18 protein-coding genes and 1 tRNA gene are annotated in these 25,004 nt (G+C 35.4%); 4 read left to right on the forward strand and 15 right to left on the reverse strand.

Annotation, left to right across the window (positions count from 1 at the left end):
• Window positions 1-40 precede the first annotated feature (40 nt).
• From ABN256_RS03505 to cycA, 3 genes are all read right to left on the reverse strand, one after another.
• The gene (locus ABN256_RS03505) at window positions 41-859 is read right to left on the reverse strand and encodes an MBL fold metallo-hydrolase (RefSeq protein ID WP_196554040.1); all 819 of its coding nucleotides are present in this window, start codon (window positions 857-859) and stop codon (window positions 41-43) included.
• 193 nt (window positions 860-1,052) lie between these two features.
• On the reverse strand, window positions 1,053-1,487 hold the full coding sequence (locus ABN256_RS03510; RefSeq protein WP_115349971.1) for a universal stress protein: 435 nt from the start codon (window positions 1,485-1,487) through the stop codon (window positions 1,053-1,055).
• 305 nt (window positions 1,488-1,792) lie between these two features.
• Entirely contained in the window at window positions 1,793-3,205 is a 1,413-nt protein-coding gene (gene cycA, locus ABN256_RS03515; RefSeq protein ID WP_196554039.1) for a D-serine/D-alanine/glycine transporter, read from the reverse strand.
• A 259-nt stretch (window positions 3,206-3,464) separates the two neighbouring features.
• Here cycA and ABN256_RS03520 point away from each other — a divergent pair.
• Window positions 3,465-3,540 (forward strand) — tRNA-Lys (locus tag ABN256_RS03520).
• A gap of 237 nt (window positions 3,541-3,777) precedes the next feature.
• Here the strand turns inward: ABN256_RS03520 and ABN256_RS03525 are convergent.
• The 6 genes from ABN256_RS03525 to ABN256_RS03550 form a co-directional block, all read right to left on the reverse strand.
• A complete protein-coding gene (locus tag ABN256_RS03525) occupies window positions 3,778-4,476 on the reverse strand; it encodes a fimbrial biogenesis chaperone (RefSeq protein WP_349439130.1) in 699 nt (232 codons plus the stop codon).
• Window positions 4,477-4,478: 2 nt separating this feature from the next.
• Window positions 4,479-5,858, reverse strand: coding sequence for a fimbrial protein (locus tag ABN256_RS03530; RefSeq protein WP_349439131.1), 1,380 nt, complete (start codon window positions 5,856-5,858; stop codon window positions 4,479-4,481).
• A complete protein-coding gene (locus ABN256_RS03535) occupies window positions 5,855-8,383 on the reverse strand; it encodes a fimbria/pilus outer membrane usher protein (RefSeq protein ID WP_349439132.1) in 2,529 nt (842 codons plus the stop codon). The genes ABN256_RS03530 and ABN256_RS03535 overlap by 4 nt, the downstream gene beginning before the upstream one ends.
• Window positions 8,384-8,399: 16 nt before the next feature.
• Window positions 8,400-9,128, reverse strand: coding sequence for a fimbrial biogenesis chaperone (locus ABN256_RS03540; protein ID WP_196554036.1), 729 nt, complete (start codon window positions 9,126-9,128; stop codon window positions 8,400-8,402).
• Window positions 9,129-9,188: 60 nt separating this feature from the next.
• Window positions 9,189-9,719, reverse strand: coding sequence for a fimbrial protein (locus ABN256_RS03545; protein WP_072068492.1), 531 nt, complete (start codon window positions 9,717-9,719; stop codon window positions 9,189-9,191).
• 504 nt (window positions 9,720-10,223) lie between these two features.
• Window positions 10,224-10,670 carry a DUF6386 family protein gene (locus ABN256_RS03550; RefSeq protein ID WP_197269063.1) on the reverse strand — a complete coding sequence of 149 codons (447 nt, stop codon included), beginning with the start codon at window positions 10,668-10,670 and terminating at the stop codon, window positions 10,224-10,226.
• 143 nt (window positions 10,671-10,813) lie between these two features.
• Here ABN256_RS03550 and ABN256_RS03555 point away from each other — a divergent pair, with 143 nt between their 5' ends.
• The gene (locus ABN256_RS03555) at window positions 10,814-11,647 is read left to right on the forward strand and encodes a hypothetical protein (protein ID WP_196553692.1); all 834 of its coding nucleotides are present in this window, start codon (window positions 10,814-10,816) and stop codon (window positions 11,645-11,647) included.
• Window positions 11,648-11,922: 275 nt separating this feature from the next.
• The gene (locus tag ABN256_RS03560; RefSeq protein WP_340893338.1) at window positions 11,923-12,768 is read left to right on the forward strand and encodes a hypothetical protein; all 846 of its coding nucleotides are present in this window, start codon (window positions 11,923-11,925) and stop codon (window positions 12,766-12,768) included.
• A 98-nt stretch (window positions 12,769-12,866) separates the two neighbouring features.
• Here the strand turns inward: ABN256_RS03560 and putP are convergent, their stop codons facing one another.
• Window positions 12,867-14,351, reverse strand: a complete 1,485-nt coding sequence (putP, locus tag ABN256_RS03565) for a sodium/proline symporter PutP (protein WP_340893340.1) — start codon at window positions 14,349-14,351, stop codon at window positions 12,867-12,869.
• Window positions 14,352-14,818: 467 nt separating this feature from the next.
• Between putP and putA the strand changes: the two genes are divergently transcribed.
• A complete protein-coding gene (gene putA, locus ABN256_RS03570) occupies window positions 14,819-18,781 on the forward strand; it encodes a trifunctional transcriptional regulator/proline dehydrogenase/L-glutamate gamma-semialdehyde dehydrogenase (RefSeq protein WP_340893343.1) in 3,963 nt (1,320 codons plus the stop codon).
• Window positions 18,782-19,240: 459 nt separating this feature from the next.
• On the opposite strand, the gene fliZ is transcribed toward putA, so the two are convergent.
• The 5 genes from fliZ to ABN256_RS03595 form a co-directional block, all read right to left on the reverse strand.
• A complete protein-coding gene (fliZ, locus tag ABN256_RS03575) occupies window positions 19,241-19,771 on the reverse strand; it encodes a flagella biosynthesis regulatory protein FliZ (RefSeq protein ID WP_006533125.1) in 531 nt (176 codons plus the stop codon).
• 58 nt (window positions 19,772-19,829) lie between these two features.
• Window positions 19,830-20,552 carry an RNA polymerase sigma factor FliA gene (locus tag ABN256_RS03580; protein WP_036912728.1) on the reverse strand — a complete coding sequence of 241 codons (723 nt, stop codon included), beginning with the start codon at window positions 20,550-20,552 and terminating at the stop codon, window positions 19,830-19,832.
• 440 nt (window positions 20,553-20,992) lie between these two features.
• A complete protein-coding gene (locus tag ABN256_RS03585) occupies window positions 20,993-22,099 on the reverse strand; it encodes a FliC/FljB family flagellin (RefSeq protein ID WP_349439136.1) in 1,107 nt (368 codons plus the stop codon).
• 138 nt (window positions 22,100-22,237) lie between these two features.
• Window positions 22,238-23,392: a FliC/FljB family flagellin gene (locus ABN256_RS03590; RefSeq protein WP_349439138.1), complete on the reverse strand. Its 1,155-nt coding sequence runs from the start codon at window positions 23,390-23,392 to the stop codon at window positions 22,238-22,240.
• A gap of 307 nt (window positions 23,393-23,699) precedes the next feature.
• On the reverse strand, window positions 23,700-24,770 hold the full coding sequence (locus tag ABN256_RS03595) for a FliC/FljB family flagellin (RefSeq protein ID WP_196553698.1): 1,071 nt from the start codon (window positions 24,768-24,770) through the stop codon (window positions 23,700-23,702).
• Window positions 24,771-25,004: the final 234 nt, after the last annotated feature.

Genomic DNA, 25,004 nt, shown 5'->3' on the forward strand with positions numbered 1-25,004 from the left:
CACTATTCTAAAGTGAGGATATAAATTTTGCTGTTTATTTTTATTCAAAAGATAAAGATTGCCCTGCATTAAAATCTTTCGCATTAAGGTATTTTCGCCCTAATACACCAGTGCAATGACATCCATACACATCGATATTTTCATCTATGGCTTTTTTAGCACGTTGTAATGCAGAGGGTGTTGCACAACGTAAATGCAATCCTCCTACAATCGCTTGAATTTGGTTATTTCCGGTTATTTTTTTTGCATGCCCAATGATGGATTCAATCCCCGAATGGCTACAACCGGTGATAATCACTAGACCTTTTTTCCCTTGCCAAACAAGAAAGCTATCATCAAGAACATAATCATCTTCTTCGCCTAATTCATGAATAATAACACCATAGCGTTTACTCACTTGGCGTTGTGTTACTTGTCCTGAATAAATGAAATTCTTCTCAATTGTTAAAGGAACTTCTGTTAATTCAAAAGAAAATTGTGTTTCAAGTTTTTTGCGATCAAAAAAAGGAGCTAATCGTTTAAATTTAATATTTTTATTGCCTAAAAAAAGTGCTGAATAACGAACGGAAAATAGATGAGGATGAGCGATAACTCGTGGCTTATTGGAGAAAAAGCCTACTGGTAAATGCGTAAGTCCACCAAAATGATCATAATGCCCATGAGAGACAACAATTGTTTTCAATGTAGTTAAATCAATCCCCATCTTTTTCGCATTTGAAGCAAAGGTAAAATCTTTTCCCGTATCAAAAAGTATTTTAGCTTGGCACTCATCATCTTCTAATAATAATGATAAGCCAGGATAGTAATGAAGCTCAGGATTGACTGATTTATTTTCTAGTAATGCAGTAATTCTTAACATGATTTTTGATGATTATCGTTATTAGAAGATGGCTTATAGTAATTAAAAAAGGAAGTGTTTCAAATATAAAAACCATTGGTTTGTGCGATCCTCGCAATCTCATTACACAACCGCTGTTATATAAAAATGAAATATAACAGCGGTATTGTTATAAATGGCAGTTACTCTTATGCAATATACAGCCTACTAAGTCTTATCTCACCACCATAACAGAGCGTTTAGCGTAGCGTGTAATATCAGCAGCTGTTGAACCAATATGATAAGAATCATCTTCAGGATTATGAGAGCCAATCACGATTAGATCTGCGTTTACTTCATCTGCAATCTGCAATATGGCATCTCGTGGTGTTCCTATGCAAATATGAGTTTGCATTCTGTCTTCAGGTAAATCAAACCGTTCAATAATTTTTTTTAGCTCTTTTTCAGCTGATGTTTTTAGGCATCCTTGATCTAATTGATCACCATTCATAACAAGTCGATAATAAGAAGATTGTGGAAGTTTCGGGAGTACATACAAAAAATGAACATAAGGATCTTCATTTTTTGCAATATTTTCCACTAACGGAATTGCTTTGTTCATCAGGTTATCTTCATCAATATCAATGGGAACCAAAATATTCTTATACATACCGCCTCCTTTTATTTTAATTGTAGGATAGTGTATTTTTAAAAAATTACCGGATGTAGTTAACATATTTTAAAAATATTTTATTACCCCTAAATAATGCCTGTTTTTCACTCAGTAAATAACAAAATATACATTTATTAAATTAATAACTAAGACTATAAGGCGATTATGGGTATATAAATATAATATCTTTATTTTAGATTATAAATTTTTATAAAATAATTATTTTATCAGTAATAAAAAATTCCAAAAAAAACCTTATTAGATTAAATAAGGCTTTTCTCTTTCATTGCGTGATTAATGTTTTATTTTTGAACATTCTTTTTCTGTTTGTTCTTTTTAACATATTGATAGCCTATAGCCAGTGCAATAAACCACAATGGCGTCACACTTAACGCTTGGCGAGTATCATGTTCAAAAGCTAATAACACCGTCATAAAGACAAAGAAAGTCAGGCATAGCCACGACATCAGAATACCTAATGGCATTTTATAAATAGATTTCTCATGCAACTGAGGGCGTTTTTTACGATACGCTAAATAAGAGCATAAAATCATACTCCAAATAAACATAAATAATAACGCCGACACTGTTGTTACTAAGGTAAATACATGCATAACATCGGGAATAAAGTAAATTAATACGATCCCACATGATAAACATAAACTGGTGAATAACAGCCCATTGGCAGGTACAGCCCGCTTAGATAATTGGCTAAACTGCTTTGGTGCTTCGCCCTCTTTTGATAAACCGAATAACATACGGCTTGTAGAAAATATACCACTATTAGCAGAAGACGCAGCGGCCGTTAATACGACAAAGTTCACCAAACTTGCAGCTGCAGGTATTCCTATCATGACAAATAATTCCACAAAGGGGCTTTTATCCGCCAAAATAGAACGCCATGGTGTGACTGACATAATAATTGCTAATGCCAGCACATAGAAAGTAATAATACGAATAGGAATAGCGTTAATGGCTTTAGGCAATGATTTTTCTGGATCACGAGTTTCAGCAGCTGCGGTTCCTACTAATTCTATTCCGACAAAAGCAAAAATAGCGATTTGGAAGCCTGCAAAAAAACCACTTAGCCCTTTAGGGAACATTCCCCCATCATTCCAAATATTCTCTAATGCCGCGGTATGTCCCGCTGGAGATTCAAATCCAATACTAATGAGAACAATCCCCACAATGATCAAAGAAACAATAGCTGTTATTTTTATCATGGAGAACCAAAACTCCATTTCCCCAAACAGTTTTACTGTTGCTAAGTTCAAAATAAGCAATGTCAGCACACAAATAAACGATGTGCCCCATTCAGGAAAATTAGGCGCCCAATAACTAATATAAGACGTTATAGCAACAATATCGGCAATACCCGTAATAACCCAACAAAACCAGTAGGTCCAACCGACAAAAAAGCCCGCCCAAGGCCCTAATAAATCACCCGCAAAATCACTAAATGATTTATATTCTAAATTTGATAATAACAACTCTCCCATAGCTCTCATAACAAAGAACAGGACAAAGCCAATTATCATATAGACGAAAATAATTGATGGTCCAGCTAATGAAATGGTTTTCCCTGATCCCATAAATAGACCAGTACCAATAGCTCCACCAATAGCAATTAATTGAATATGACGATTTGTTAGCCCGCGTTGTAGAGTGGCATTTTTCACTCTAGCGGGAGGAGAAATTTCTGTTTGCTCTTCCATACCATACCTGAAATGTGTTCATATTTTTGATGTTGTTTTGCCACTATTTTATTTTTTGACGTGGCAATATGTTTGCGAAATTATTGTGACACAAATCTCAGTGTAAGTAATGAAAAGATCACTTTTAGTAAAATGAATGATGCTTTGATAACCAGATAAGATCCTTTCTTTAATTTATCTGGCGATATTTTATCCATTTGAAAAAAAATTAAAATAAGGGCTTGACCATCGCTTTTGAGAGGAGAATAATCTGCGCATCGGGTTGTTAGCTCAGTCGGTAGAGCAGTTGACTCTTAATCAATTGGTCGGGAGTTCGAGCCTCCCACGACCCACCAAATTTAAGCTGATAAATCAGACATTTACGCCACTTAGAGATAAGTGGCTTTTTTGTATCTGGAAGAAAATGGCGACAAAATGGCTCTTTTTTTGCCTTATATTTACGATTAATAAGCAAAGTGTATTATTAACTCAATCTTGGTATAAAGCTTATACAAACAATATCTAATTCCTGATATTTAAAATAAAATATATATCTAATTAATAGAACAATCTAAAAATAAATCACTAAAACCCTACTTCATCTCCTGTTTACTTTGAAATTCACTACCAAAATCATCGATAAGCACATAGCTGATTTGGTTTATTTTTTCATTGGCTAATGTTACTTGCTGTTTTGAAAAGGGCTCTAACATAGGAATAATGATATTAGGATTATGTTCACCAAATGCAGATTTTATCGTGACATAAAACGGCGTAGGATTTTCGATTGTTAATTGTTTATCTGATTTCGCGAAGATAAGCGATTGGCTAACTTCTGAAATATTCATCACTAAATGATCAGGGCGATAAAATACTTTTATTTGCAATCTCACCACAACATTAATTAAGTTTTCATCTTCTTTTTTATTTACTGGCTTGGGTGTTATTTCATATAAATTGAGCCAATAAAGTGCTTCTTTTTCTTTGTCTGTATGCGTAAATTTATTAATTATTCGAATTAATTGTGAGTTATTAGGTTGTAGTTGCAATACAGGAGGTAAAGATAAAGCAGAAACATCAGTTATCGTTTCTGGTGTATTTTCAGGATTTCCATCATCAACCCATGTTTGGATTATAACCGGAAACTCGCCATCATTTTTTATCTTAAATGAAGCCTCTCTATCAGAGTGATAAAGAATAACTCTAGAACCTTCTAATGCTAAATCAGCTTTCACAATATTCGCAAAAATAGAAATACAGAGTAATAAAATAAATAACCTAAATCGCTTCATTATTATTGCACCTGTATAATAACTTGTAATGTGGCACTAAATTTACCCATTGTGATCTGCTCTCTCGGTAATGCTTCCAATGAGGCATACAACGTTTTTGTTAACTCAGAGACACCATTATTATAAGAGAGTGATTGCGCATCCTCTAATACAGAATACCAGCCATAGGCTTCGCCTTGCCCTTCACTCGCCAAAGTCGATAATAAATTTAATGGCATGCCATTAGGTCTATATATTCTTACCCCGACACCTTTTGCCATATTATTATTAGTTCCATACCCATCCGTGACTAAATGCGTGATAGCGCCTCCATTAGGCACTGTTAACCCTAACTCAATAGCTTTATTAACATTAGCAGGACGAGGTAAAAAACCCATTGCAGTTTGACCGGTTCCCGTACCTGTTAACATATTTCCTACTCCATCATTAGCCGGACTCGCTATTTGGCAATAGAAATTAATATCGATAGGTAATGTAACTTTTTTTCCACTTGCCAATTCATTAACGGTAATTAATGGAAATGACACATAAGGTGTAACATTACGCACAAAACAAGTTGCTGCATTTCGAATATAAATACGACGAGACATATTTACAGAAGCCAGCCAATAAGCATAAAAGCCATGATAATTTGAGGCATGATCACTGCCATCTTTTAATAAATATGAATAATTAGAACTCTGAAAGGCAATATAACCGGCAGGTTGGTTAACAAAGGTAATTAATCCGCTACTTGATTGCGCAGGTGGCATATCCCCTGTTCTTTCATAGTTAATTTTAAAAAGCTCAACTTCCATATTTGAGAAATCCTTGGCTTTTACTAAGATCCAATTTTGGCTATCTCGGTCTAAATTAGTTAATGGACGAGATTTCCAGTAACGGCTGTAATATTCACCGGTTATGGTATTTTTAATACGGATGCCTAATCCTCTAGCAAGGCTAATATAAGTTTCATTTAATCCTAATGCTGGATTAACTAATTTTTTACCGCCATAAGCATAATCGCCATTAGTGGAATAGAACTCTCTTAATTTTCCTTCCTCATCTGCTGTACAGCGAAATAGTATTTGCTCAGGATCATACGTTTCATAACCGGCACCTAACATAGAAACAAAACCACTTGCGACTAAAGTACCCAGAGGCTGGAACTGATCATTATTAACATTAATAACTTTAGGAGTTGTACCCATAGATCCAGAATCATCTCGCGCGCCGGCCCAACTTTTTGCCGTCCCTTTACCAGGCTCTGTATAATAATTGCTTCTAGGATTAGTGTTTGTTGTCGTTATTTTATAGCAGGTTGCAGAAACAAAAGTTGGGATCAACATTAACACGGATAAAATAACAGTTTTAAACGAAAAGTAATGGCAATTTAATTTCATAAACATTGACCTGATAATAAAATAAGTTTATCGGCTTCTTTTTCTTCGGGTATTGAGTAAGTTAATTTACAGCTATTTGCTTCTTTCCCAACAATTAATGTATCTTCTCTATTTTCAACCCGAACATAAACTTGGTTACTTTGCCCAACCATACCGACAATATGACCTTCTTTATCGTAAACATTATCACCCAGTGCTAGCTGAGTTTCTGGTTTAACACCAATTAATACAGGATATCCGACTCGCGTTTTAAATACTATTTTAGTGCTAGCCCCAGAATATGGCGCAATTTGTTTCGTATTTTCTAAAAGCTCAATATTATTATTTTGAATATTTTTCCCATCTAAACTGACATTGTTATATTGATAAGGAACCAGAGATGGCACAATAGCGTAACCAAAATAGTCAATTTTAGATCCCATTCCGTTACTTACACTCGCGCCATTCGCACCTTTTGCTTCAATTAATGCAAATGATTCACTAATACGAGGTCCTAATGTTACACCACCACTATGAGCAACCAATGCGCCTTGAACACCAATACTCCCTTGAGTGTAATGTTTACCATTTGAAATACTGCCTGATAGTGTCGTAAATGGCAGTTGTTTAATCACATGTAAACCGCTACCTATTGCTCTGTTTTGCGTGTCATAGTCAGTATTTACACTATAAGATAACGTTTTGTCTTCACCTAACAAACCTGAGAGGTTAGCTTGATAACTAGAGTTATCACTCGCATGACTTGATGATAATGATAACATTGGTGAATAATCAGACATCCCTAATGGCATAGAAACAGAAACCATAATCATATCTTCTGAAATAGAGTCTGTTTTTGTTGATGTGAATGTATTATTGGCAATCATCTGCCCTGTTTTTTGGCGACTATAGGCAATATTGTAAGCGATATCTTTATAAGTATTGGAATATCCGATTTGATATTGTGCATCATGCCCTTTATTACCATAATAATTACTGATGGAACCAGAAATATAAAGCTGTCCCCATTTATCTAAAGCTTGATTCACGCTTAGTGTAAATTGGCTTTCTTGATTATAGCTATTGGAATTCCAAATCATGCCATCATTTGCACTTTTTCTTAAACCTAATACGTCATTATATTCACGAAAATTTTCTGTTGAATATTTATAACCCGCCAATGTAATAACCGTATTTGTTGGACTAAAAGTACGACTATAACTCATACCTAATCGTCCACCTTGATAATTTTTACCATTAATCTCAGCATTAGAAAGTGCACTATTAAATCCAAAAGCCCCTAATTTAGTTGCAATAACAGAACCAGCAAATATTGCCTGATATTGATGCCCAACACGTAATCCCGTATTTAATGTTACGGTATTATTTAAACCGTATTGCAAAGCAAGATCCGAAAAATAGCTATTTTCGGAGCCAAAATTATTCACTTCTCCGGCGGTGAAATTATATTTAAACCGACCCGCCCTGACTGATTCGGGTAATGCGCTAAAAGGCACGGTAAAAGAAGAGATTTTGCCATTTCCTTCATGTATTTCGACAAGCAAATCACCTTCATAACTAGTGGGATAAAGATCATTAATTTCAAATTGACCAGGAGACACTGTCGTTTGATAAATCTCAGTGCCATTTTGTTTTACTACCACTCTCGCCGTAGTGGTGGCAATACCTCTGATAACAGGTGCATACCCTTTTTGTGAATCAGGCAGCATTCTTTCATCAGACATCAATTGGATCCCTTTAAATGCCAAACTAGAAAACTGTGTACCTGCCGTATAAATATCTCCCACCACTAGTGTCGATTTTAATGAGAGTATCGGTTTTTGTAGATAAGTTCTTATCCAATTAAAATCACTATCACTCCCCGCCTTTGAAGAATTATAAGAATAAGAAGCTTGTTGCCGAAATTGCCATGTTCCTAAGTTGACGCCCAGATTAACACTTGCAAATCCATAGTCTGAGGTTTGCCCTCTCGATTTATTTTTATAATAGTTACCAGTGTAGTTGGTAAACAGCATCGTATTTCCTGCATCTAAATCCGCTTCATTAACATAACCTTGCGGTATTCTCTTTAATAAGATTTGTGGTACCGCTATCGTTATTCTGAAGTTTGCAGCGTCAAAAGTATCTACGATATTTTTATTGATCTGGTTTAATGACAAGCATTGCGTATTCTCATTATTCATTATATCGCTCAACAAAATTCCCATTTCATCAATTTGCTTAAGCGTAAAACAAGGCAACACTTTATCGTTATCATTTAACTTAAATTTAATCGTTTTTCTTTCTACAAAACGATTATTAATATAAATATCAACATCGTAATCACCGGGAGAGAGATAATTACTGTCATGAAGTTGATTCATATTAATATTGTTTTTATTGCCTAATAATAAAGCAGGATCAAATTCATACTCATCAGCAATAGCTAAAGGCATTGTATGAATAACAAAAGTAAAGGAGCTAATTAAGAATATTAATCTTAACTTCTTGTTTAATTTAGCCACTCTTTTTTCTGTTAATTTCATTTCAATGCCATTTAAATTAATGAATTAAATATGTTGCGCTATTTTGTCCACCTAAATCATTAAGATATTTATAAGTTATCTTATCGGGTGAGAATGAAAGTTTATTGTTTGTCTCTGATAATAAAGTTTCTGTAGAGAGCGGAGAAATCATAGTAGACTTAAATGCAAATTTTTGTCCTGACGTATTTGTGGCTTCTAACGAAGCAAATGATACAAAGAAAGGTGAGCTATTCTTAACTGTTATATTGCCATTAGTGTCTTTTAAAAAGGTTATTTGTTTTTCAACATTATTGATCTGTGATTCAATTGCGCTAGGACGATAAAATATTTTTAATCTATGATGCACAATAACAGTAAAACTATTACCTTCTTTGATATCTTGATTTAGATTTTTAGGTGGGATCTGGGCGATATTTAAATAAAAAAGGGATTCTTTATCTTGAGGAAGACCTTCTCCTATATAAATCAATCGGGCATCTCGCCCTATTTTAGGATCGATACGAAAAACGGGAGGTTGAATTATAAAAGGAGCATCCGCATTATCCGGCGTTGAATTTGGATTGTTTTTATCCGCCCATATTTGCATGATGTAAGGAATATCATCATTATTCATAAATTTTAAAACTTCAAAACGTGAGTCTGAAGAATAAATAATTCGGGTTTTTAGCATCGTAACACTTGAAAAAGCCGCTGTACTATAACTTAAAAAAAGAACTGCAATGAGCATGATTATTTTTTTTATCATTTTATCTTCCTCTTATATAATCAAAAAATGTCTCCTTTATATAAAGGAGACATAGTAATATTATTGATAAGAGATAGAATACTGCACACTACCTTCTACTTTACCTGCTGTGGCCACATCATCAGCATAATAACGAACCGCATAATCATAAGATGCAGATTCTTCATTGGCTTTTAATACCAGGCCATCATTACCTACACCAGTTAAATCAATTTTTGTTCCTGTGTTTGCAGGATCGATGATTTCTAAACTGACATTGTTATTAGCAGCAGAGTTACCAATACGACCTTCAGTGGTTAGATTATTGGCAACAAAAATCGTTTTAATATTTGTATCAGTTCCTTTAGTACCTGTACAACCACTTACCGCGATAGTAAAAGGTGTTTGTCCTGCTGTTTTGCCTGCTGTGTCTAAAGCAGTCACTGGTACTGTGGGTAATAACACAACTGGTAATGCAGAGTTGCCATTAACGGTGACAGTACATGTTTCATCAGAAACTTCACCTTGGAAACGAATAGTATTATCTGAAGCAGCAAAAGCAGTGGTAGAAAAAATACCTGCGATCATAGTAGCAAGAAGTATTTTATTCATAGTAAAACTCTCCGGTAATATATCTAAATAAGACTGGTTTATGGTGATTGTAATATACAAATAGGACATCGAATAATGTAGTTTATAAAAAACATTATTCTATATTTATTACGTAATAATATGTAAGTAATTATGATTATCTACTTATTTACTCTAAACACGCAACTACTTTACTATTAAAGTAAGTATTTATACCTATATAATTTACAATGTCATTCTTATTTTGATTTTCTTTTTTAGATTAAATTTCAATTAAAATTTAATTAATTAAAAATATTAAGATTATTATTAAAAACAACCTTTCTTTATTTTATTTAATATTTATTATTTTTATTAGAAGTCAATCAACGATCCTTATCTCCATTTAAAGAATAAATTTATTTAATTATTTATAGTTTTATTAACAATAATAAACTATTTATCAATGTAATATTTAAAAATAGTTAATTAGTTAAATTTAATTAATAAAATATAGATTATTTTAAAGTGATATTTATATTTTTATTAATCAATACGTATTATTGTTTTAAATCTATTTTTTTCTAATTTACATGATATTATCGAAATAAAAAGTGAATAACTTTTTTTTCTTAAAGAGACTTCATAATTTCCTTTTGGTAAAAAAATAATCTCTCCTGAACAATATGCCGGATCATTAGGTTCTAGATCCCCTCCTGTCGTATCTTCACCTGCACCTATGAATATTTTTCCAGAAGGGCAATTTATTTTTATTTTTACATCCGGTTTCTCTATTTTTTCACATAGGTTAATCGTGTATAAACCATCTTCACCCAATCCAATAAATGCAATATTTCCTTTATTCATTTCTTTTAATTCGTCATCTGGGATACACCACCAATCTGCTGTATCTAATTTCCGATGTTGGATAGCCTGCAGATCAAAAATGGCTAAAGTGGCGGTATCTGTAATAAAGGAAAAATGTGTGGGCATTAGTGTTTCCATTAAAAAATTAAAATGAGTACTTTATCCATTTTGGTGCATGAGCAAGTAAAGTATTTCATCTATACTATTTGTCAATGTAATTACCTATACTTGCATTATATCTTATACACTGCTTTATCATGGATGGCCTTATGAAATCACGATTACTTCTTACCTTGTCACTGTATGCTGTTTCATCTTTCTCTGTGTTTGCATCTTCAAACCAATGTACTGATGCTGCAAAACAGATCAATATTGCCAATAGTACCATTATGCTGCTCAGCTCTTATAATGGCCCTGTTAAATCAGTCATCATGACAAGCACTATTCCTGATGATGGACGATTTAAGGCATTAAAAGGTGAAATTCAGCTTGATGGATGTGGAAACTTGCTTAAAGACAGTACATCAATGCAAGAATACTTTGAAGGTAATGTAGAAACGAATTTGATAAGAACATCCCCCGATAACCCTTCTGTTACTCGATATCAATTTCAGCTAAAAAATGCCTATGGTTCACATTCTATCTATATGCAAGAAACCTATCTTAAAGATGAACAGAACCGACTCAATAAAAAAATCACTCAATACTATGCCCATGATGGTGCTTTAATGGATACGTTTACCAGTCAATTTGAGTATAAAGAGGGCCGTATCATTAAAGAGATCAGTCAATCTTCAGCAACAACGTCTGATGTTATCACCACATTGTATTCTTATGATCCCCAAGGAAAACTGCAACAAGTGATTGAAGATGGAAAAGTTAATGTGGAATATGAATATGATGTTGAAGGGAAAATAACTAAACAATCAAATTATATCAAAGGTATAAATGGGGAAGACAAGGCATTTATTTCTACTTGCATTGAATGGGATACTTTCAATAACTGCTTAGAAGAACAACTGGAAAGTACCATAAAGTTTGATGAAGAAATTATTAATTATAGCAAAGCGACTATTCATAATAAATTTAGTTACTACGAGTGATTTATATATTTTTTATTATTTTGATAGATAACTAAATAATATTAAAATCAGACTATCTAAAATAGACTGATTTTTTTATTTATATACCTACATATCAATAAGGTAGTAATCAACACTTTCATCAAAAAGCAATTTATGTAAAACTACTTAAATCAATTAATGATAGCGTAATACTTACTAAGAAAATTATCTTCCTTTATACTGCTTAGAAAATAATGATGGACGCTTTCTATTAAACAACATCCTTTTATAAAAATTTTAAAATGGCTCATTACATGAAATTACAGTTATTTTTTATTTTTTCTTTATGCACACCACTCATAAGTTTTTCAGCTTCTGCTAAAGGATCTTTGTGCGATAAAACACACAGACAAAGTAATTCAGCAAAGAATATGGTTAGTATGCTTGATTATTATAATGGTCCAGTGAAATCAGTCATTACAAGCAGTCAATTACCTGACAAAGGTAGATTTAAAGCTTTTAAAGGTGAAGCTCAATTTGATGAATGTGGAAGTTTAATGCTGTATGATTTTTCCACACAAGAATATATTCATGAACATATAGAAACCAACCTTCTAAGAATGTCAGTGCCTTATGATATGAAATTTAAATATCAACTAAAGAATCGCCATAGAACTCATACTTTATATTTACACACCTTATACCATGAAAATGCTCAAAATCAGTTAACACATAAGGTCTCTAATTTTTATGATGAGCATGGCAAATTAATGGGCTCTGAAACAAGCCAATTTTCTTATAGTGATAATAAAATCACTTCAGAAACGGTGATTAAATCTGATACTGAAAATTTAGGAAATACCATCTATTTTCATTATGATAAACAAGATCGTTTATTAAAAACAGTTGAAAACAATGAAATAACATTAGAATTTAATTATGGCTCAGATGGTAAAGTATTACATCAAACACAATTATTCAGTAGCCTCTATGATGATATAAGAGAATATGACCAAACATGTCGAGAATGGGATAAATATAATAATTGTTTAACCTGGGATTTAATTAGTACTATTAAACAAAATGGTGAGCTTATTGATACTAGCAAAGCAACTATTTATAATCGTTTCGAGTATTATGAAGAGGTTAATTTAAATTAATTCTGAATATAAAGTTACCCAGTATAAATAATTATATTTAAAAAGGGCGTTTATTTAATAAATAAACGCCCTTCTCTCTTTAACTTGTTAAATTTTTATTATGTATTACGGTATTGCATTTCAGCTTCATCAAAACGTTGCTGGTTCTCTTTACTTGGTACTTTCCCCATAAGACTTACTGCAATGATGGCGATAGAAGCAAAAACAAAGCCAGGGATAATTTCATATAACCCAAACCACTTGTATTGCATCCACACTAATACCGTTAAAGCACCAATCAACATTCCGGCAAAAGCGCCGTTGCGTGTCATACGTTTCCATATCACAGAGATAAGAATGACAGGGCCAAAAGCGGCACCAAATCCAGCCCATGCGTTACTGACTAAATCGAGGACTTTATTATTAGGATCTCGAGCTAAGAAGATAGCAATAACAGCCACTAATAACACCATCCCACGCCCTACCCAAACCAGTTCTTTTTGACTAGCACTTTTACGAATGAAAGGCTTATATAAGTCTTCTGTTAAGGCACTTGCACACACTAACAACTGACAGCTTAATGTGCTCATTACGGCGGCGAGAATGGCTGATAACAAAATACCTGCAATCCATGGATTAAACAGTAACGATGCCAATTCCATAAAAATACGTTCATTTTTCGCCGTTACAGCCCCTGCTTGTGCCGGATTCATTTCAAAATAAGCAATACCGAAGAAACCAACTGCAACCGTTCCGCCTAAACAAAGGATCATCCACGTCATGCCGATACGACGTGCTTTGCGAATTGTTTGATTCGAATCAGCCGCCATAAAACGCGCTAAGATGTGAGGTTGTCCAAAGTAACCTAATCCCCACGCCAATAAAGAGATAATGGCGATAAAATCAAGACCCTTGAACATATCAAGATAAGACGGATCTTTAGCTTTAATAATTGCAATAGAAGTATCAATGCCACCAATGGAGAAAATCACAATAATCGGTGTCAGGATCAGAGCAAAAATCATGAGTGTTGCCTGAACGGTATCAGTCCAGCTTACTGCAAGAAAACCACCTAAAAAAGTATAGGCAATTGTTGCAAGTGCACCATAAATCATTGCTTCGTGATAAGGAATATGGAAGGTTGATTCAAATAGCATTCCACCAGCGACCACACCAGATGCACAATAGATAGTAAAAAAGGTAAGAATAACTAATGCTGAAATAATGCGTAGCATTTTGCTTTTATCATCAAAACGCGAAGTCAAATAATCAGGCAACGTTAATGCATTATTATTTTTTTCAGTTTGCAAACGTAAACGCCCTGCAACTAAGCGCCAGTTTAGCCATGCACCTAAACAGAGCCCTATAGCTATCCAACTTTCTGAAATACCCGCAAAAAAAACTACACCGGGTAATCCCATTAATAGCCATCCACTCATATCTGAAGCACCCGCTGAAAGCGCAGTCACTACACTGCCTAGCCGTCGCCCCCCTAAAATATAGTCATCAAAGTTTTTTGTTGAGCGATAAGCTAGATAGCCAATAAAAAGCATACCCAGAATATAGATCGTAAATGTAATTAGCATTGGCGAAGTTAGAGCCATAATTGCAGTTCTCCATAAATCTGTTTTCGATCATCGATATGCTTCTGACTTGTACAGGAACGTTGCACTTCGTTGCGCATTAATGATCTTTTCAGTTTTTAATTAAAATAATTTCTTACAGCAACAGATAAAACATTCACATCAATCCTAGAATAGGTTAACTGCATTTAACAAGAAATTAACGTTTAAATGTTTAATTTTTGTATATGACTTCACACTATTTGTCTTAATTTGAACAACATTATAAATATAAACATCAATAAAATAAATATAATTAATTGATTTATATAGATATATAAAGAGATATAAATTGATTCATTTTTAATCACACATAAAACCTGACCACTTTCACATTATTTATAAATAAATTGTTAACAATGTTGCACAAAGTTGCAACATGAATGATATTAATAAAAATAACGGGTAACAGTACTTGTGAATGAGAAATAGAATATGAGGAGCACTGCATGAGTAGCACAACAATGGGTGTTAGACTTGATGAAGATACCCGCAATAGATTAAAAGAGGCTGCACAAAAATTAGATAGAACATCGCATTGGTTAATTAAACAAGCTATCTTCAATTATCTTGAACAAATTGAAAATGATCAGGTGAATATTAGTAATACAACATTTGCTGAACAAGATCTTGAAGGAGAGACTGAAACACCAACAGCTCATTATCAGCCTTTTTTAGAGTTTGCTGAACATATTCACCCGCAATCTGTTTTACGCTCTGCTATTACCTCTGCATATCGTACTCCTGAAATACAGGCTGTTCCTATGCTATTGCAACAAGCGACATTACCTGAAAATGAAGCCCAAGCAACGCATAAATTAGCCTATTCCATTGCCGAAAAATTACGTAAACAAAAAAATGGCATTGGGCGTTCAGGACTTGTACAAGGCTTATTACAAGAATTTTCACTTTCTTCACAAGAAGGTGTAGCTTTAATGTGTTTAGCGGAAGCGTTACTGCGTATTCCCGATAAAGCCACACGTGATGCCCTTATTCGTGACAAAATTAGTCATGGTAATTGGCGCTCACACTTAGGACAAAGCCAATCGATGTTTGTGAATGCAGCGACATGGGGCTTATTATTCACAGGTAAATTAGTTTCTACACATAATGAAGAAAAACTCTCTAACTCTTTGAATCGCATCTTGACCAAAAGTGGTGAGCCATTAGTACGTAAAGGCGTTGATATGGCCATGCGTTTAATGGGGGAGCAATTCGTTACAGGTGAAACTATTTCTCAAGCATTAGCAAATGCTCGTAAGCTTGAAGAGAAAGGCTTTAGCTACTCTTATGACATGTTAGGAGAAGCGGCATTAACAGAAAAAGATGCACAAGATTATTTAGTTTCTTATCAGCAAGCTATCCACGCCATTGGCAAAGCGTCTAATGGTAGAGGTATTTATGAAGGCCCAGGAATATCTATCAAGCTTTCAGCATTACACCCTCGCTATAGCCGTGCACAATATGAACGTGTTATGTCAGAGCTTTACCCTCGCCTACTCTCATTAACATTACAAGCAAAACAATATGATATCGGTATTAATATTGATGCTGAAGAAGCGGATAGACTTGAAATTTCACTCGATCTCCTTGAAAATCTCTGTTTTGAGCCTGAATTAGCAGGTTGGAATGGGATTGGTTTTGTTATTCAAGCCTACCAAAAGCGTTGCCCATTAGTAATTGATTATGTCATCGATTTAGCTCGTCGTAGCCGTCGTCGCTTAATGATCCGTTTAGTTAAAGGCGCATATTGGGATAGCGAAGTAAAACGTGCTCAAATTGATGGTCTTGAAGATTACCCTGTTTATACTCGTAAAGTGTATACCGATGTTTCCTATTTGGCTTGTGCAAAGAAACTACTTGCGTCACCTAACTTTATTTATCCTCAATTTGCAACACATAACGCACACACCCTTTCTGCAATTTATCATTTGGCAGGACAAAACTATTACCCTGGGCAATATGAATTCCAGTGTTTACATGGCATGGGTGAGCCTCTTTATGCACAAGTTGTAGGAAAAATAGCAGACGGGAAGTTGGGTCGTCCTTGTCGCATTTATGCGCCAGTAGGAACACACGAGACGTTACTCGCTTATTTAGTGCGTCGTTTACTTGAAAATGGAGCCAATACCTCATTTGTAAATCGGATCGCGGATACCACTATTTCCCTTGATGAGTTGGTCGCTGATCCGGTCAAAGAAGTCAATAAAATAGCACAAGCTGAGGGGCAAATTGGGCTTTCACACCCTAAAATTCCACTTCCTCATCAGCTTTATGGTGATGAGCGTAAAAACTCACCAGGTATTGATATGTCAAATGAACACCGTTTGGCATCACTCTCTAGTGCATTATTAACCTCAGCCACTGAAAATAGACATTGTGAACCGTTGTTAGGTGATACGTTTAATTCTTCAGAAAAAACACAAGCGCTTCAATCTGTTTTAAACCCAGCAAATCATACTGATATAGTGGGTACAGTAAGAGAAGCCACTGAAGCCGAGGTAGATTTTGCTTTAACCGTTGCTCAAGAAAATGGAGAAATATGGTTTGCAACGCCTCCTACACAAAGAGCCTCTTTTTTAGTTCGCACTGCAGAATTAATGGAACAACAAATGGGTCCATTAATGGGAATTTTAGTGCGTGAAGCGGGCAAAACTTATAGTAATGCCATTGCAGAAGTACGAGAAGCGATTGATTTCCTCTATTACTATGCGGCGCAAGTTGCACAAGATTTTGATAACAATACACATCGCCCTTTAGGGCCTGTGGTTTGTATCAGCCCATGGAACTTCCCATTAGCCATATTCAGCGGACAGATCGCAGCAGCGTTAGCCGCAGGTAATACCGTACTTGCTAAACCTGCAGAGCAAACTCCTTTAATAGCTTCAAAAGCAGTTGAACTCTTCCTTCAAGCTGGTGTTCCTCGCTTTGCACTACAGCTTTTACCGGGTCAAGGCGAAACGATTGGCGCACGTTTAGTGGCTGATGAACGTGTTCGTGGTGTGATGTTTACAGGCTCGACAGATGTTGCACATATTTTACAAAAAACCTTAGCTGGTCGATTAGATAGCGAAGGTCACCCTGTTCCTTTAATTGCAGAAACTGGTGGTTTAAATGCCATGATTGTGGATTCTTCTGCATTAACCGAACAGGTTGTTACGGATGTTATGGCTTCAGCTTATGATAGTGCGGGTCAACGTTGTTCTGCGTTACGTCTTTTATGTATTCAAGAAGAAGTAGCAGATCACACCATTGAGATGCTAAAAGGAGCAATGGCACAAGCGGTAATAGGTGATCCGAGTTTATTATCCACCGATATTGGCCCTGTTATTGATAAAGAAGCGAAAATAGGTATTGAGAAACATATTCAAGTTATGCGCACAGCGGGTTACGACATTTATCAAGCCTCACACAATAACCTGCCAAAACAAATTGAAAATAACAGTACTTTTGTTCAACCTACTTTAATTGAATTAGATAAAGTCAGTTCTCTAAAAAGGGAAATTTTTGGCCCTGTATTACATGTTGTACGTTATGCAAGCCAAGATTTACCTGCATTACTCGAAGAGATTAATGCGACAGGATATGGCTTAACAATGGGCGTTCATACGCGAATTGATGAGACTATCGCTTATGTTGCATCAAATGCCAAAGTGGGGAATTTATATGTAAACCGTAATATGGTTGGTGCGGTTGTTGGTGTTCAACCCTTTGGTGGTGAAGGATTATCTGGTACAGGCCCGAAGGCGGGTGGCCCTGTTTATCTGTATCGCTTATTATCCAAACGCCCTGAAAATGCAGCAACGCAAACACTGGCGCGTCAAGATGAAACATTCCCGCTTGATACTTCTATGCGTAATTTACAAACTTACAATAAATATATGGAATGGTTATCAAACAAAGCAGATAAATCACACTATGAAGCCTTAGAAAAATATGCACTTGCATCCCAAGCAGGAACATTACGTATATTACCTGGCCCTACTGGCGAACGTAATACTTACCAATTAGTTCCTTGCGGTAATGTGCTTTGTATTTCAGATAATGAGCAAGATGTTCTAACCCAAATAGCAGGTGTTCTCGCCTCAGGTTGCCATGCCATTATCGTCAATAGCTCGTTCTCACAAAAAACATACCGTGAATTACCTGATATTGTCAGAAAAGCAATTACACTCACTGAAAACTGGGCTGAGGAACCATCAAAAATAAATGCTGTTATTTATCATGGTGATGGTGATCAATTACGTGAAACTTGCCAGAAAATTGCTCAACGCAAAGGGGCAATAATCTCTGTTCAAGGATTTTCACGAGGTGAAACGGGCTTATTGTTAGAGCGTTTATTACATGAAAGAGCATTAAGCATTAATACTGCGGCCGCCGGTGGTAATGCAAGTTTAATGACCATTAGTTAATTAGCTCTCCTCTTTTTCTCTTTTTATTTTGAGACCACCTTTAAAAAAGCTTTGATTAAAGGTGGTTTTTTCTTTTATTAATCTAATGCTTATAAAAAATAGCCCAGATAGATATTTATCTTAATGCTGTGACTATTCTCACTCTTTTTATATTTATCCATCGCCGACTATTGAATTAGTAAATATACTTGTCGCCAAGTCAACCAAAACCTAGAAGTTGATTGAATTATATCGTTATGTATACCTTAAAAGTTACGCCCTCCGGGGCGTTTTTTTTTTACTTACAAATGTCATGTTAATGGCATTTATAAACACAATATTGTATTTAATCATCGATAAATAAAGAAATTGAAAAACAACAAAGAGATTAAGTAAGAAGAAACAGAAAGGAACTTGAATTAAGTCAAAAGAAAAAGGAGTAGGCTAGGCTACTCCTTTTAAGGTCTCTCTTGAGCGCAATTAGTGACTGCTATTCATCGATGGTGGCTCTTGACACCAATCGAGATATTGCTCGTACTTACGTAGCGCAATATTGTAGTTACTAAATGCAGAGGGAGTGAGCTTTTTACTCAGGTCTGACTGAATTTTCTCTGTCGTAAATTCTTGACGAGGAAAATTAGTTGAAGTCAGTAATTCATCGAGCCGACGTAAACGAACCACATACTCACGAACAGTACTGTGGCTCATCTCCGTTTGTTCAAACAAATACTGCTTAAAAGACATAATGTCAAAGTAGTCAGTTTCACTATTACAGTAAATCTCACTACAAAAACGGCATAGCGCAGAAAACTTCTCTTGTAACGTTTCCCACGTTTCATCATCAATTAAATCCGTCATTTCAGAAATGGCTTCTTTATTGATAACTTGGCGATTGAATACGAGAGAGATCCGATCAAGCGCCTTGTGGCAATGTAGACAATGAGTCTGGCTGTGTTTATAGTCTTTAATGTAACGGCTTAGCGGCCGTTTCTTTTGTGTTGAAACAGACATAAGAGATAAAGCCCTGTGTTGTAGTCTTAATAAACAAAAACAAAAATAAGCAAAACTTCTATTTCTCTGGGTTTAAGCGTGCTCGCAGCCTTTTTATGGCTTGGCTGTGTAGCTGGCTTACGCGGGATTCCCCGACATTAAGCACTGCGCCTATTTCTTTCAAATTAAGTTCTTCCTGATAATACAGAGTAAGAACCATTTTTTCCCTTTCGGGAAGCAATTCTATCGCGTCTATGACTCTTTGGCGAATATCACTTTCTAATAACATCTGTAATGGATTGTCATCATGATCTTCGTCTTGAGACGGTTCACAGCTTTCACCGTAAATTTCATGCCATTCGTCATAAGAGAACAATTGGCTGTTATTTGTATCCAATAGGATCTGCCGGTATTCTGCTAATTCAATCTGCAAATGATCAGCAACTTCCTGTTCTAATGGGGGTCGTCCTAGATCCTGCTCTAATTGATGAATAGAATGAGTCACTTCTCTTGCATTGCGACGCACACTACGTGGCGCCCAGTCTCGACTACGTAGCTCATCTAACATAGAGCCACGGATACGTTGAACAGCATAAGTGGTAAAGGCAGCACCTTGCATTGAGTCATAACGCTCAACAGCGTTTAATAACCCAATCCCACCCGCTTGCAAAAGATCATCCAATTCAACACTCGCAGGTAACTTGACCTGTAATCGTAATGCTTCATGGCGAACCAACGGGACATATCGCTCCCAGAGGCTATTTTTGTCCATCACGCCTTCGGCGGTATACAAATCACTCACAACAAAAGACACCTTTGGATAAAAGACCGGAAACCATTATCTGGCGAAATAAATTTAGCAATCGGCTGAACAGTGAAACAAAAGCGCCTCTTTTTCACCTATGCCAAATTTTCGGCAAAAATTGGGTTTTCATTGATAAATTAATTTGTCATTGCATTACGAGAACTACTTTACCTTAAAACATACACAGCTAATCCTTAGAAAAACCGTTAATTAAATTGATAATTTATCTCATTAAAAGAAATTAGCGCATCAAATACGCATTCTGTTCATAAAAAAATAACATATAAATCAGAGCATTTTCTTTTATGCGATTTTAGCGTCTTAATAGCGAGTTGAAATACTCACAAATGATTAATTAAAAAAACTATTACATTGATGATAAAACACACAGGAAATTATCGAATGACTTATCTGTTTTATCAGAAGGATGAAGAGGATTAACGCAACAGTGATAATACATTTTGAGGTAACTGGTTTGCTTGCGCTAATACCGAGGTTCCCGCTTGTTGCAAAATTTGTCCTTTACTCATATGAGAGACTTCCATGGCATAATCGGCATCTAAAATACGACTGTTAGCCGCCGTTAAATGAGTCACCGTATTATTCAGGTTATTGACCGCCGAATCTAAACGATTTTGAACAGCCCCTAATGCAGAACGAGCGTTATCTACTTTACTAATTGCAAAATCTAACGCTGCAAGAGCACCATCATTAACACTGAAAGCTTCAACCAGACGCCCTGCACTAGGGGTAAAGTTATTAGCAGGACCCATTGCACTCGCTTTTATGACAAGTTTAGTTTTATCTGTTGCATCAGCTTCAAAAGCTCCCGCAGACACTAAGTACCATCGGTTACCTGATACCGCAATATATTTATCTTTTACCACTTTACCATCAAGAATATATTCACCGACTAAATAACCTGTTTTATAATCTGTAATACCGCTAATACCGAGTGTGCTTGGATCAATAATTGCTCCTATTTTTGTTTCACCCTTTCTTACTGTTGATGTTGTTAATAACTTATTGTTTGCAATATCTAAAGTATCACTATTGATTTTATCTAACTTAAATTTAATCACTTCATTATCATTTGTTCCTATCTGAATGGTCATTTCATTATCATCATTCAAAACATGAACACCATTAAATTGGGTTTGTTCAGAGATACGATTAATTTCAGCAGTACGTTGTTTGATTTCTTCTTTGATCGATTTGAGATCTGTAATGGAATTTGAACCATTCTTTGCTTGTACGATTAACTCACGAACACGCTGTAAGTTGTCATTAATTTCATTTAATCCGCCTTCGGCAGTTTGTACAATCGAAATACCGTCATTCGCATTACGTACGGCTTGGGTTAAACCTCGAGTATTGGCGGTAAAGCGGTTTGAAATTGCCTGACCTGCAGCATCATCTTTCGCACTATTAATGCGTAAACCCGAAGATAAACGTTGAATGGCATTGCTCAATGCACTTTGAGAACGATTTAAATTATTTTGCGTTGTGAGTGATAAGATATTTGTTTTAATAACTTGTGCCATTGTTATTACTCTACATTTATTAATAGCTAAAATAAAAATACGCTATTTAAAAATATAGGCTGAATTAACTTTTAAATAGCAAAGGATCTGGATCCTCTATCTAAAAATTAATCAGCCTAATTGTTCTTTATTATTTTATTATCTTAATAGTGATAATACATTTTGTGGTAATTGGTTTGCTTGCGCTAATACCGAAGTACCGGCTTGTTGTAAGATTTGACCTTTACTCATATTAGACACTTCTGTGGCATAATCGGCATCTAAAATACGGCTGTTTGCTGCAGTTAAATTAGTCACAGTATTGTTTAGATTATTCACAGTCGATTCTAAACGGTTTTGAACAGCCCCCATTGAGCTACGTAAGCTATCCACTTGCGCTAATGCATCGTCTAATCCTTTTAACGGTGCATCATTAATGGTTGGTGGTGTTGAAGATGCTTTAATTTCAGCGCCTTGTGATAAAACCACTTTACCACCAACTGTAAATTTATGCGTTGATGTATCGACAGCACCCGTTGTATCCAGCGTTGCTTTATACGTTTTAACATCCCCATTTTTATCTTTTATTTCGATTGCCAATTGGGTTTTATCTTCTTTACCATTGGCATCCAACGCATAGTAAACACCTTCTAAAGATTCACCTGCTGCTAAACCTGTTTTAAGTGATGCTGTATCGATATCAACATCTTGATATTTAGGAGGAGTATCGCCATCGGAGACAGAAACTGTCGTAGTTGAACTCCCATGTAAACTGCTTGGTTTAGCGGTCAAATCTAATTTATCAATCCCTAAAGTAGTGGCATCCATCTTTTTCAGATTAACACTAATTTGTTCTTTATCATTTGCCCCAATTTGTAAGTCTAATGAACTATCGCCACTTAATACTTTCACACCATTAAATTGGGTCTGTTCAGAGATACGATTAATTTCAGCAGTACGTTGTTTAACTTCTTCTTGAATAGATTTAACGTCTGACTCTGAATTAGAACCATTTTTTGCTTGAACGGTTAATTCACGAATACGTTGTAAGTTATTGTTGATTTCGTTTAATGCACCTTCTGTCGTTTGTGCAATCGAAATACCGTCATTTGCATTACGTGCGGCTTGGGTTAAACCTCGGGTATTAGCGGTAAAACGGTTAGAAATTGCCTGACCTGCTGCATCATCTTTTGCACTATTAATGCGTAAACCAGAAGATAAACGTTGAATTGCGTTACCCAGTGCACTTTGAGAACGGTTTAAATTATTTTGAGTTGTTAGAGACAGTACATTGGTATTAATAACTTGTGCCATAAAATATTCCTTCGACTTGATTTTAAAATATTTTTAAATGAATAGGTTGGTTATTACGTCTCTGTAATAACGTTGCCTAAACACTATCGTCATCAATATCGAGGGTTTTACGATTTTTGGCGTCGCGAAAATAGCAATAAAAGCCAGTTGGCTAATTTGTAAGGAATAATTGATTGCAAAAAAAAAGAGTAAATGATCGAAAGAAAAAATAAAACTAAAAAAGAGTGGGTTTAAATATAAAAAACAAAAAAGACCCTCAGATGAGGGCCTTTGATATAGAAAGGTATCTTTTGTGTCAGAGTACGAATTAACGTAACAGAGACAGAACAGTTTGTGGTACTTGGTTTGCTTGAGCAAGTACTGAAGTACCAGCTTGTTGCAGAATTTGACCACGGCTCATGTTAGAAACTTCTGTTGCGTAGTCAGCATCTAAGATACGGCTACGTGAAGCAGATAAGTTGTTAACAGTGTTGTTCAGGTTGTTGATAGTAGATTCGAAACGGTTTTGAATCGCACCTAATTTAGAACGGCTTTCATCAATTGTGTTGATAGCTTTGTCTAATGTTGCTAAAGCGTCATCTTTAACGTCTAATTTAGCTTTACCATCAGTTGCTTTGAATGCTTCTTCAGCACCATCAATTGCAACTTTACCAGCACCATCACCCTTCAAGCCAGCAACAACTTCTGTACCATCATCTTTAGTGATTACATATTTATCAGCAACTTCAGCACCTGCTTCTACGTATTTAGTCGCAGATTTAATACCGTCAAATGCTGCACCAGCTTCGATATCAGCGGCTGCAACTGCATCACCTTTAGCTTTCGCAGTACCTGCTGGAGTTGTTTCAAACAGTTTATCTGTTGAAACACCTAAAGTATCGTTATCAACTTTATCTAAGTTAAATTTGATAGTTTCGTTATCGTTAGTACCGACTTGGATAACCATCTCAGCTTTTTCACCGCTCAGTACTTTAACGCCGTTGAACTGAGTTTGTTCAGAAATACGAGTGATTTCATCTAAACGTTCTTTAACTTCGTTTTGGATTGAAGTGATATCTGATGCAGAGTTAGTACCGTTTTTAGCTTGAACTGTTAACTCACGGATACGTTGTAAGTTGTTGTTGATTTCGTTCAGAGCACCTTCAGTAGTTTGAGCGATAGAGATACCATCGTTCGCATTACGTGAAGCTTGAGTTAAACCATTTACGTTTGAAGTGAAACGGTTAGCAATCGCTTGACCCGCTGCATCGTCTTTAGCGCTGTTGATACGCAGACCAGAAGACAGACGCTCGATTGCACTTCCTAAAGCTCCCTGAGATTTGTTCAGGTTGTTTTGAGTTACCAGAGATAGATAGTTGGTATTAATGACTTGTGCCATAGCTAGATTCCTTTAAAATCAAGTCGATAAAATAAAAGTTTGCCTATTCATTTTCGGTGTTAATCACCGGCAACAAGTTTATCGGCACCCCACATACAACCTTTAACTTTTCCTACAAATATTTCTGCGTTTTTTTATAGAATTAATGTCAAGCCAATGATAAACAAAGAAATTAATTTATTATTTTTTTATTAAATTTTTATCAATTTTCGTCTCAACCCTTTTTCTACCCTT

It is taken from the genome of Proteus sp. fly-1008 (assembly GCF_040140305.1).
Classification (GTDB): domain Bacteria; phylum Pseudomonadota; class Gammaproteobacteria; order Enterobacterales; family Enterobacteriaceae; genus Proteus; species Proteus vulgaris_B.